Raw genomic sequence first — 11,235 nt, forward strand, 5'->3', positions numbered from 1 at the left:
CCGGCAACTGCTCGGCGCTGCAAACCCTGGCCGATGAGCCGGGCTATGTGCAGATCCACCCGAGCGATGCCAAAAAGCTTGGGGTGAAGGATCAGGCGCTGGTCTGGATCTCGTCGCGCCGTGGCAAGGTGATCACCCGGGCCAACTACAACGACCGGGTCAACGCCGGGGTGGTCTACATGACCTACCAGTGGTGGATCGGGGCCTGTAACGAGCTCACCATCGAGCACGTCGATCCCGTCTCCCACACGCCGGAGTACAAGTACTGCGCGGTGAAGATCGAGCGCATCGACAATCAGCCTGAGGCGGAAGTGTACGTCCAGACTGAATACAGCGCGCTCAAGGCGAAATTGCGCAGCGCAGCCAAAGGCTGACCCGCCCTAAAAAAGGACGTTCTGCACAAATAAGGGAACCCGACTCGGATTTATCGAGTCGGGCACCCTTTTATTACCCAAAAACAGGGGATAAATGATGCAACATGAAATTGGTCGCTTATTCGGAATTTTCTATATTGGCACCTATCTGGCGGCGATATTGCTGGGAATAGGTTGCTATATTTGGCGCGACGAGATGATATTTCTGCTCGGCTTCGGTTTTTTCGGCTGTTTTATGGCAGCGCGGCTCGCCATGGGCAGCGTATTTTCCGCCTTGAGTATTTCCAGTGCCTGGCTGATCGGGTTTATCTCCACCACCTTGATCAACTGTCTGCTGCTGGGGGTGATCACCCTGCTGGTCTACCTCACTCACCAGTGCGTCTCGGTTGAGCTTGCCGACAACGCCAGCTGGCTGCTGCTCGCCTTTCAGGGCTTCTCCGCGCTCTTTATTCTGGGCGGTTTGAAGTGCTGCCACACCCGCCTTGTCACCTCGTGAGTGGCCACCGGCTCGTGTTTCGAATGATGCCTTTATTGCATAGCAAAGGGGAGGCAACAGCGAGATCTGACAGTTGACAATGGCCCCTTGTGCGGCCACCAATCCATTATTCAATCCGCGATGTAATTATTGCCTGAATATGGCAACCAGATATATTAAATCGGATTGTAATGAAATTTGAGCTCATCTATGATGAGTCGCCATTCCAATAATAATCACCCGATGACAATGTTATTTTTTGTTATCGTTCGTTAATAACAACGGTGGAATTGCAACATGCGACAAGTGTCGTCACCGCCTTCCTTTTGGCAGCGTGGATAGTGCGCTGCGGCTATTAATTCTGGTGAAACGCTTGTGTCGCGATGCGATGGCATGGACAGCCTGACTGGTGACTGAAATTGATATAACGTGAGGCCGCAATGCTTACTGTGAGTGCCATCCCCCTGGACGAGATCTCTCCCATCTGGGACGACGGTTTCCTCCTGCTCTCCAAATCCCTCCTGTCGGCCGTGACGCTCGATGACTTTATCCACAAACTCAACAAGATAGATGCCGGCTTTGGCGGCGTAACCCGGGTCAACCTGATCCTCAACCGGGGCTCCGGCGAGGAGGCCACTTTCTGTTATATGGGAGAGAGCGGCCCAAAGCACCTTGTCTGCCGCAAGGCAGACCTGCACGCTCCCACTGATGGCACCGAGCAGGCGATCATCCTGCCTGCCGCCCGTTTTGCCAACCGCTGTGCCCCCCTTGATGCCGAAGGGATTTATGAGGGGCTGCGCTCCTACTGCCAGCTCCCCATCACCACCGCCCGCAGCCATCTGGGCGGGGTCGAGTTCATCAATACCCGCCTCGACAGCTTCACCATGGAGACGTTGGCCAAGCTGACCCAGCTGGCCGCCATCATCGCCATTGCGCTGGAGAACGTGCAGGACAAGGAGCGCACTCTGGAGCAGGCCAACTCCCTGCGCCTTGAGCGCGACAGCTGCAAAATTCTGGTGGATGTGACCAATGCGGTGATCAAGCTGGTGCGCATCGCCGAGCTGCCCAAGAGCCTGTTTGCCATCCTGCACCACCACTTTGGCATCAGCAGCCTCTGTCTGGCCGAGTACAACGCCACCTCGGACAGCTTCAAGAGCTATCTGGTCAACCAGCAGCAGAGCGAGCAGCCGGGGATCATCGATCATTCGTGTTTTGAGAAGAACTGCCTGCAGGGGGCGCTGCGCCACAGCGAGCCCTTCTTCGTTTACCGCGAGCAGGGCCACGGCTGCCAGTCGAGCTGCCGCTTTACCTCCCAGATCCTGCCCCCCGATGCCGACAGCTCCTGTATTTTGCCGCTGCGCTATCAGGGCAATCTGCTGGGGGTACTGATCCTCTCTCACCCAGAGGCCAACTTCTTCGCCGATATCGACATCTCCCTGCTGGAGCAGGTGGCGGCGCGCACGGCCATTGCCATGAACAACGTGCAGGCGCAGCAGGAGATCTCCAACACCAACGGCGCAAAAGAGAAGACCATTCGCATCAACGAGCCGCAGATGCAGGGGGAGTTCCCCCACATCATCTACCAGAGCGCAGTGATGGCGAACGTGCTGGAGAAGGTGCGGCTGGTGGCCGAGAGCGACAGCACCGTGCTGATCCTCGGCGAGACCGGCACCGGCAAGGAGCTGATCGCCCAGGCCATTCACGCCCTGAGTGCCCGCCACGATCACGAGATGGTGAAGGTGAACTGCGCCGCCATCCCGACCGGCCTTATCGAGAGCGATCTGTTTGGCCATGAGAAGGGGGCCTTTACCGGCGCCCTGACCCAGCGCATCGGCCGCTTCGAGCGGGCCCACAAGGGGACCCTGTTCCTCGACGAAGTGGGGGATATGCCGCTGGATTTGCAGCCCAAACTGTTGCGGGTATTGCAGGAGCACGAGCTGGAGCGGGTCGGCAACAGCAACCCCATCGCGGTGGATGTACGGCTGGTGGCAGCTACCAACTGCGATCTGCTCTCCATGGTCAAGAACAAGCGCTTTCGCAGTGACCTCTACTACCGGCTCAACGTCTTTCCAATCGAGCTGCCGCCCCTGCGCGAGCGGCGCGAGGATATTCCGCTGCTGGTCAATTTCTTTATCAAGAAGATCGCCAAGCGGATGCGCCGCACCATCACCGCCATCCCCGCCGATGCCATGAAGATGCTGGTGTCGCTGCCGTGGTACGGCAATATCCGCGAACTGGAGAACGTCATCGAGCGCGCCGTGGTGATGACCCGCGGTCATGTGCTCAACCTCTCGCCGGAGGAGCTGATGCCGCTCAAGGGCTACCACAAGATTGAGACGCTGGTTTACGACGAGCCCGCCACGCCGCTCTTTGCCGAGGGGCCGGAGGATGAGCGCGAGGCGATCATCGCCGCCCTGCGCGACTGCAACGGCATCGTGGCCGGCGAGCGGGGAGCGGCCAACCGCCTCGGCATGAAGCGCACTACCTTGCTCTCCAAAATGAAGCGGCTCGGCATCTCGGCCCGGGATCCCGAGATCATTGACGGGGTCGTACCATGAGAGAGGCCATAGAGCTTGAGGTGCGGGGCGAGCTTAGCGAATTATCCCGCTGCGCTATCCATCGCGAGGTGGTGCACTACCGCGCCGATACCTTGACCTGCGACAGCGAGATGGAGCTCCCCTCCGAAACGCCGGTGGCGCTGGTCTATAACGGTATCGCCCACAGCGTGATGATGTGCTCGGCCTCCGATCTGGAGGATTTCGCTATCGGTTTTTCGCTATCCGAGGGGATCATCGACAGCCTGCTCGATATCCACGACATCGAGCAGATTGACGGCTGTCAGGGGATTGAGCTGCATATCACTCTGGCCAACCGCTGCGTCCATCGCCTCAAAGAGAAGCGGCGCACCATGGCGGGGCGCACCGGTTGCGGCATCTGCGGCAGCGAGAGTCTGGAGCAGGTGATCCGCACCCAAGCAAGCTTGCCCGACAGTCAGCGTCTGGCGGTAGGGCATATCGACAAGGTGCTGAGCGCGCTGCGCCCGCTCCAGCTGCTGGGTCAGCGTACCGGCGCCACCCATGCGGCAGTGCATCTGGATGGTGAGGGCAATATTCTCGCCATTCGCGAGGATGTGGGACGCCATATTGCGCTGGACAAGCTGGTAGGCCATCTGTGCCGCACTGGCCGCCGTGACGGTGCCATTCTGGTGACCAGCCGCGCCAGTTTCGAGATGGTGCAAAAGTGCGCCAGCGCCGGGGTCGAGATCTTGCTCGCCATCTCGGCTGCCACAGAGCTCGCGGTCGAGCGGGCCGAGCAGACCGGGCTCACCCTGGTGGGCTTTTGCCGCCCCGGGCGGGCCGAGATCTACAGCGGCTGCCAGCGTATCCTGCTTAAGTGACAACAAGAGTGACAGCCTGCTAAAGGGCTTATAAAAACAGCCAATAAAAAGGGCGGGGAGTGTGACTCCCTGCCCTTTTTGCATCTGCTTCTGTGGCGGATTAGCGCGCCAGCAGGATACGCAGCATGCGGCGCAGCGGCTCGGCGGCGCCCCACAGCAGCTGGTCACCCACGGTAAAGGCAGCCAGATACTCCGGGCCCATATTGAGCTTGCGCAGACGGCCCACCGGAATGCTGAGGGTGCCGGTGACGGCGGCCGGGGTCAGCTCGCGGGCGGTGATGTCGCGATCGTTGGGGATCACTTTCACCCAGTCGTTGTGGGCAGCCAGCAGGGCTTCTACTTCCGCCAGCGGCACATCCTTTTTCAGCTTGATGGTGAACGCCTGACTGTGGCAGCGCAGGGCGCCGATCCGCACACAGAGACCATCCACCGGAATGACGGCGTTTTCGATACCCAAAATCTTGTTGGTCTCGGCCTGACCTTTCCACTCTTCGCGGCTCTGGCCGTTGTCGAGCTTGGTGTCGATCCAGGGGATGAGGCCACCGGCCAGCGGCACGCCGAAGTTGTCCACCGGCAGGGTGCCGGAGCGGGTCTTCTCGGTGATCTTGCGCTCGATGTCGAGGATGGCGGAGGCAGGATCGGCCAGCTCGACCGCCACTTCGTCACGCAGCATCCCCATCTGGGTCACCAGCTCGCGCATATGGCGGGCACCGCCACCGGAGGCGGCCTGATAGGTGGCCACGCTGACCCACTCCACCAGATCGGCCTTGAACAGGCCGCCGAGGGCCAGCAGCATCAGGCTGACGGTGCAGTTGCCGCCGACGAAGGTCTTGATGCCGTTGTTCAGGGCATGCTCGATGACGTCGCCGTTGACCGGATCCAGAATGATGACGGCGTCCTTCTCCATCCGCAGAGCGGAGGCGGCGTCAATCCAGTAACCCTGCCAGCCGGCGGCTTTCAGGCGCGGATAGACATCCTTGGTGTAGTCGCCGCCTTGCGCGGTGATGATGATATCCTGCCTGGCCAGCGCCTCGATATCGAAGGCGTCTTGCAGAGTACCGGCATCGACGCCGAAGTTGGGGGCGGCCTCACCGGCCTGGGAGGTGGTGAAGAAGGTGGGTTGAATATGGGCGAAATCCTGCTCTTCCTGCATCCGGCTCATCAGAACCGATCCCACCATGCCACGCCAACCGACTAAACCTACTTTTTTCATAATGTCCTACCCTGGATTGCTGCTAATGAAAGGGGTGTTGCACGCCTGCGTCCCTGCTGGCGAAGGCCATTTACAAGGTCTTTACAAGCCATTTAAAAAATATGCGCTGCGAAAAATGCGTCTATCCACATTACGGATTGTGGCGGCTTGCGCAAGTCGAATTGCGCAATATTCTGTGCCATTCGCTGCAATAAGCGGCAACGGCGGAGCGAGGGACAAAACGGGGCCCAGTAACGATGAAAAGGCCACCGCTTATAGCGGTGGCCTGTCAATAAAAGGGGGGAAACAGCCCGACAGCGTGGGCGCTTAGCCGTAACGGGCCAGGGTCAACCCCTCATCGCTGATGGCGGGTTCGCTGCCGCTGATAAGATCGCACAACAGCTGACCTGAACCGGCCGCCATGGTCCAGCCCAGCGTGCCGTGGCCGGTATTGAGCCAGAGACCGGGAATGGGGCTGGGCCCTACCAGCGGGGTGCCGTCCGGTGTCATGGGTCGCAGGCCGGTCCAGAACTCGGCCTGACTGATATCGCCCCCTTCGGGAAAGAGATCCCCCACCACCATCGCCAGAGTGTCGTGACGCCTCGGGTTGAGGGCAAGATTGTAGCCCGACAGCTCCGCCATGCCGCCGACCCGGATCCGCTCGTCAAAGCGGGTGATGGCCACCTTGTAGGTCTCGTCGAGCACGGTGCTGCGCGGCGCGGCCTCGGCGTTGATCATCGGCAGGGTGAGGGAGTAGCCCTTGACCGGATAGACCGGCAGCTCCAGCCCGAGCGGGCGCAGCAGCGGGCGCAGGAAACCGGTGCTATAGCTGCCCAGCGCGCAGACAATGGCATCAGCCCGGTAGCGATGTTCACTGGTGCGCACCGCCACGGCACGGCCCCGGGCTTGCTCTATCTCGTCGATGTCGCAGTTGAAGACGAACTTGACCCCGAGCTTCTCGGTTTCAAGGGCAAGGGCCTTGGTGAAGCGGAAGCAGTCGCCGGTCTCGTCGCCGGGCAGACGCAAGCCGCCGACGATTTTGCCACGCACCCGCGCCAGCGCAGGCTCTGCCGCTTCGCAGCCGCTGGCATCCAGCGACTGGTAAGGGACGCCATACTCCTCCAGCACCTCGATATCGCGTTGACTGGCATCGAGCTGGGACTGGCTGCGAAACAGTTGCAGGGTACCAAGCTGGCGCCCTTCGTAATCGATGCTCAACTCGTCGCGCAGCAGCTTCATACAGTCGCGACTGTATTCGGCCAGACGCACCATGCGCCCCTTGTTGGTGGCATAGGCGGTCGGAGTACAGTTGGCGAGCATTCTGAGCATCCAGCGCAGCTGGAAAGGGTCGGCAGTGGGGCGCACGGTGAAGGGGGCATGCTTTTGCAGCATCCACTTGGCGGCCTTGAGGGGAATGCCGGGGGCCGCCCAGGGGGCCGCATAGCCCGGGGATATCTGCCCGGCGTTGGCATGGCTGGTTTCAAGGGCGACGCCCCCTTGTCGCTCCAGCAGGGTCACCTTGTGACCCGCTTTGGCCAGATACCAGGCGCTGGTTACCCCAATCACGCCGCCACCGAGAACCACTATCTCCATATCGTCTTTCCTTAGACTCGTTTTTCTGATGTTTGGTTGATGGAAACCTTGATGTGGCCACCACCATAATCAGCCGCCACAGGATATTCAACCGCTCTGCGCAGGATTGGGATCTCCGTCTGCTTGCCTGTCACAAGCTGGTGTTTGGTGCGATGGTGAGCCTGATTGCCAGCGTAAATCGCTGCGCTGTTGTCAGTGTGAATGTGCCAGGGGACATGGCCCGCTTACAACTGCTCCAGCTGGATCAGGTACTGCTCCGCCGTCGCCAGAATGGCCTGCTGCTGCGCTGCGGCTTGGCCATCCCAGTTGGCATAGGGGAGGGCGAGGCGGGGATTACTGCCAAGTTTGTCCCGATTGCGCCACAAAAAGTGCCAGTAGAGGCTGTTGAAGGGGCAACTACCGTCGCCGCTGCGGGCTTTCACCTGATAGTGGCACCCCTTGCAGTAGTGGCCCATTCGCTCGAGATAGGCGCCGCTGCTGGCGTAGGGCTTGCTGCCCATCAGGCCGCCATCGGCAAACTGGCTCATGCCGCGGGTGTTGGGCAGCTCCACCCATTCGATGGCATCCACATAGATACCGAGATACCACCGATCCACCTCGTCCGGATCGATCCCCGCCAGCAGGGCAAAGTTGCCGGTCACCATCAGCCGCTGGATATGGTGGGCGTAACCGTGCTCAAGGGATTGGTTTATGGCGTGGCGCACGCATGCCATGTCTGTTTCGCCGCCCCAGAAAAAGCCGGGCAGCGGCCGGTTGGCCCCGAGAAAATTGGTCTGCTGGTAGCCGGGCATCTTCTCCCAGTAGAGGGCGCGGACAAACTCGCGCCAGCCGAGGATCTGGCGAATAAAGCCCTCCACCTGCGCCAGGGTGATGGAGGCCTGATTGGCCTGCCAGTGGGCTTCGGCTGCGCGGATCACCTCAAGCGGATGAAGCATCTTGCTGTTGAGGGAAAACGACAGGCGGCTGTGAAACAGGCTCCAGCCCCGCTCGCTCATGGTATCCTGATAGCGGCCAAAGTGGGGCAGGCAGTGCGTCAGGAAATATGCCAGCAGCTCGCGGCTCTGGCGTCGGCTGATGGGCCACGGCAGTCTGCTGGCATCCGCCTCGCCGATGGTGCTGACTCCGTGGCGGGTCAGCATGGCATCAATCTCGTTTACCTCGTTGGCAAAGGTGAGAGGCGCCGGGATTGGCTGGCTAGCCGGCAGTTTGGCGCGGTTCTCGTCATCAAAATTCCAGCGCCCGCCAAGAGGTTGGCCGCGCTCATCGAGCAGCACCCTGTATTGCTTGCGCAGGGCGCGGTAGAAGAACTCCATCCGGCTGTGGGGATAGCGCTGCCAGCCATCACGGGGATTGAGAAAATGTTCGCTATCTACCTCGGTAGCAGGGATGGCAAGGCCAGCCGCCCAGCTTTTCAACTGGCTGGCGAGGCGCCACTCGTCCGGGCTCTGCCAGGCAAAGCTGTCGGCCTTATGTGCTTCGAGCTGAGCCTCCAGTAAGCCGGGCAAATCGGGCCAGCGGGCGCTCTCATCAAGGGTCAGGTAACAGACGCGGTGGCCCGCTTGGGTGAGGGCCGCTGCAAAGGCGCGCATGGCGGCAAAGAAGGCCAGCACCTTCTGACGATGGTGGCGGCAGTAATCGGTCTCTTGGCGCAGCTCCGCCATCAGATAGCAGATTGCCGGATCTGGTGTGCGAAACCAGCTGTGACCGGCGTTCAGCTGATCGCCAAGAACAAGACGCAGCTCCATCAGACTTGCTCCCCATTATGTTGACTGCTGTGGTGACGAGCGTGGCGACAGCGCTCGCTGCAGTAGCGCACTGCCTCCCAGCTGCGTGCCCACTTGCGCCGCCAGCTGAAGAGGCGCTGGCAGACGGGGCAGATTTTCTCGGGGAGATTGGGTTTGCGATGCATGATGGCTTCCGGCCTTGGCTGATGGGGGATGTGGCGTGTGGGTAGGGAGAATAACGAACCGGGGGAGCGGGCGGATCAACCTCACTGCCGGTTTGCCGCACAGATGCGCACTTTGTGAGCGGGCGCACAGCCTGTCGGTGCACCCATTGTTTACAAATAAACCAGTCGTTAACGTGGCGAGGCTGCCCGTTGGCAGCATCCATCAATGGATCTTATTGGCCACCGACTGTCTACAACCGATATGGAGGGGAGTGATGCCAATCATGACAGCTACACCCCGGGCAGCTTGCCTGCTCGCCCACTGGTATAACCGGGATCCCATTCTCACCTTCGACTTTCCTCACCGCTGATTGGCACTTATGCACTATGCGTTGTGTGGTACATGTTCAAAGAATTGAGGATGATGTGCAAATTAGCACTGAGTTGTTCGATACAAAAATATAGCCCCTTTACGGGGCTTTGTTTTACATGTTGAAGTACGTCACACCAACGTACAAAAACACAACAGTGTACAGGATGAAACAAAATGCAGTGTACTTGTATATCCAGTGAATGGGGTGGCTTAATGTACGGTCCAACTTGTCTGAGCCACTACCAACAAATGACTTGATGCTGTAAAAACCATGAATATACATGTTCACAATTGCAAAATCGAAAATGCTTTGACCTATGGATTCTTTGCTTCTAAATGCATTTACCATTTTCTCGTACTTTTTACTGTTGTGTACGAGAACCATAAAAAATAGGTTCAACACGCACAGAACCAAAAATCCCACGAATCCATAAACTGCAATCATTGGTCATTTCCTTTAACCATTCTGATTATTTCATGAGCAGTTTTCTCAGCAACTGTCCCCGTTGCTTCGCCAATTGCTGAACCGCCAAAATAGCCCCCAACAACACCTCCGCCGATTGCGAGCACAGCTACAACTGGAGCACTCGCAACAACACCGAATCCTATCAAAATACCGGATCCGACCGCTACCGCTACGTTTGACCCAAGCACTGTTGATACTGAACCACCAAACCATGATCCCAGTACTGTCCCTACTTCCTTCGCTCCTGTGACTGCACATTGCTCATCGGAGCCAACAGTACATGCCTGATATGTGTTCTTCGCCCCTATAGTGCTATCAATAGCTAGACCCACATAACCAAGGTTCTTTGCACCCTTAACGTATGTTGAGAGGTGTTCGATACGATCACCCAGGGCAGGGATCATGCCTCTTGAGCTCACTTCACGCCAATTGTGTAAAGCACTTTTTGTACTTAAACCCAATGTGTTCTTGAGCTTATCGTACACAGGTATTTTGACAGTTTTGATTGTGAACTTCTCGAGACTATTATCCAGCTCTTGAAACAGCTTCATCCGCCCAACATAAAACTCAGCTCCGAGATTCTTCATCGAACCCTGAGATGCTTCCATATGCTGCACATAATGATCATTGATTCGCTTCAATGTTTTTGTGAGCTGTTCCATCCTCGTACCAATAACTGTACTCGCTGCCCCAAATGCTGCGCTCGATGTCTGTGATACTTGTGAAGCATTAAAATCAAATACATCGAAATGGTTGAACAATGTTTGTGCTTCCTGTACATCAATATCCTTCAATGCTTTGCTAGCTTTTTCTGCCTGTGTTTTAAGCAGGAGTAAACGGTCCTTTTCAGCCAATGTCTTCGGAGCATGTTGAACCACAATAACTATTTCACCTGCACGAACTACATCATTAAGGTGCTTGTTATTTTGGTCGAACATGCTTCGATGTTGGAAATTGAATACAGTGCTCTTGGCCGAACCATACAAATGTTCATACACAGCATCCTTACTTCTGGCAGCATCATTCCAGAAAAATCCTACATCAAAAACTTCCTCAAGTGGCTTCTGTGTCGTCTCCTTGAGTACTGGCACATACTCAGGCTTAGGTCTTTCTTTTTCAGCACTACCGAACCACATTGTCGGCTTAGCACTCGCATATGCTTGCTCCACGGTGCGTCTGAATTTGTCCGATCCTTGTACTACCAGCTTTGAATCAATTACCTTGCAACATGCAAACACGTCACTTTCAAAGCGTACTTTTACCCTTTTCCCATCCTCCGATGATCCGCACATTGGGCTCAGGATGCACTTAAACTCGTCCTTAGTGAGAGTGCTGATGTCCCTCAAATCATTATCTTTGGCTCCGTACATAATGCTGTTCCTTTGATGATCTAGGAACCAAATGTACCATTCCGTCATGCCCTAACAAAGGGGCCTTTATTACTGCGCTAGGGGATGGGTTGGTCAATATCGGCGGG

9 protein-coding genes are annotated in these 11,235 nt (G+C 57.6%); 4 read left to right on the top strand and 5 right to left on the bottom strand.

The window, feature by feature from the left end; translation table 11 throughout:
• The 4 genes from AACS24_RS06890 to fdhD form a co-directional block, all read left to right on the top strand.
• Positions 1-374, top strand: a 374-nt coding sequence (locus AACS24_RS06890) for a molybdopterin dinucleotide binding domain-containing protein (RefSeq protein ID WP_308810159.1), incomplete at its 5' end; no start/stop codon positions are given.
• 196 nt (positions 375-570) lie between these two features.
• On the top strand, positions 571-870 hold the full coding sequence (locus AACS24_RS06895; RefSeq protein ID WP_225628382.1) for a hypothetical protein: 300 nt from the start codon (positions 571-573) through the stop codon (positions 868-870).
• A gap of 419 nt (positions 871-1,289) precedes the next feature.
• A complete protein-coding gene (locus AACS24_RS06900) occupies positions 1,290-3,407 on the top strand; it encodes a sigma 54-interacting transcriptional regulator (protein WP_108572825.1) in 2,118 nt (705 codons plus the stop codon).
• On the top strand, positions 3,404-4,246 hold the full coding sequence (fdhD, locus tag AACS24_RS06905; protein ID WP_108572827.1) for a formate dehydrogenase accessory sulfurtransferase FdhD: 843 nt from the start codon (positions 3,404-3,406) through the stop codon (positions 4,244-4,246). Before AACS24_RS06900 ends, fdhD begins: the two co-directional genes overlap by 4 nt.
• 100 nt (positions 4,247-4,346) lie before the next feature.
• Here the strand turns inward: fdhD and asd are convergent, their stop codons facing one another.
• The 5 genes from asd to AACS24_RS06930 all read right to left on the bottom strand — a co-directional run bounded on the left by asd (position 4,347) and on the right by AACS24_RS06930 (position 11,128).
• The gene (gene asd, locus AACS24_RS06910; protein WP_108572829.1) at positions 4,347-5,459 is read right to left on the bottom strand and encodes an aspartate-semialdehyde dehydrogenase; all 1,113 of its coding nucleotides are present in this window, start codon (positions 5,457-5,459) and stop codon (positions 4,347-4,349) included.
• A gap of 306 nt (positions 5,460-5,765) precedes the next feature.
• The gene (locus tag AACS24_RS06915; protein ID WP_258223127.1) at positions 5,766-7,061 is read right to left on the bottom strand and encodes a D-amino acid dehydrogenase; all 1,296 of its coding nucleotides are present in this window, start codon (positions 7,059-7,061) and stop codon (positions 5,766-5,768) included.
• Between the two features lie 194 nt (positions 7,062-7,255).
• Positions 7,256-8,776, bottom strand: a complete 1,521-nt coding sequence (locus AACS24_RS06920) for a cryptochrome/photolyase family protein (protein ID WP_108572833.1) — start codon at positions 8,774-8,776, stop codon at positions 7,256-7,258.
• Positions 8,776-8,940 (bottom strand): DUF2256 domain-containing protein, encoded by a 165-nt coding sequence (locus AACS24_RS06925; RefSeq protein ID WP_108572835.1) that lies wholly within the window; start codon positions 8,938-8,940, stop codon positions 8,776-8,778. Before AACS24_RS06925 ends, AACS24_RS06920 begins: the two co-directional genes overlap by 1 nt.
• A gap of 793 nt (positions 8,941-9,733) precedes the next feature.
• A complete protein-coding gene (locus AACS24_RS06930) occupies positions 9,734-11,128 on the bottom strand; it encodes a hypothetical protein (protein ID WP_108572839.1) in 1,395 nt (464 codons plus the stop codon).
• Between the last annotated feature and the right edge of the window lie 107 nt (positions 11,129-11,235).

Source organism: Aeromonas sp. HMWF016 (assembly GCF_963878195.1).
In the GTDB taxonomy this organism is placed as follows: Bacteria; Pseudomonadota; Gammaproteobacteria; order Enterobacterales; family Aeromonadaceae; genus Aeromonas; species Aeromonas lacus.

Excerpts from the sequence above, each read along its gene's own strand:
- AACS24_RS06895 (WP_225628382.1), top strand. The coding sequence starts at position 571 with ATGATATTTCTGCTCGGCTTCGGTTTTTTCGGCTGTTTTATGGCAGCG.
- AACS24_RS06900 (WP_108572825.1), top strand. The coding sequence starts at position 1,290 with ATGCTTACTGTGAGTGCCATCCCCCTGGACGAGATCTCTCCCATCTGG.
- fdhD (WP_108572827.1), top strand. The coding sequence starts at position 3,404 with ATGAGAGAGGCCATAGAGCTTGAGGTGCGGGGCGAGCTTAGCGAATTA.
- asd (WP_108572829.1), bottom strand. The coding sequence starts at position 5,459 with ATGAAAAAAGTAGGTTTAGTCGGTTGGCGTGGCATGGTGGGATCGGTT.
- AACS24_RS06920 (WP_108572833.1), bottom strand. The coding sequence starts at position 8,776 with ATGGAGCTGCGTCTTGTTCTTGGCGATCAGCTGAACGCCGGTCACAGC.
- AACS24_RS06925 (WP_108572835.1), bottom strand. The coding sequence starts at position 8,940 with ATGCATCGCAAACCCAATCTCCCCGAGAAAATCTGCCCCGTCTGCCAG.
- AACS24_RS06930 (WP_108572839.1), bottom strand. The coding sequence starts at position 11,128 with ATGTACGGAGCCAAAGATAATGATTTGAGGGACATCAGCACTCTCACT.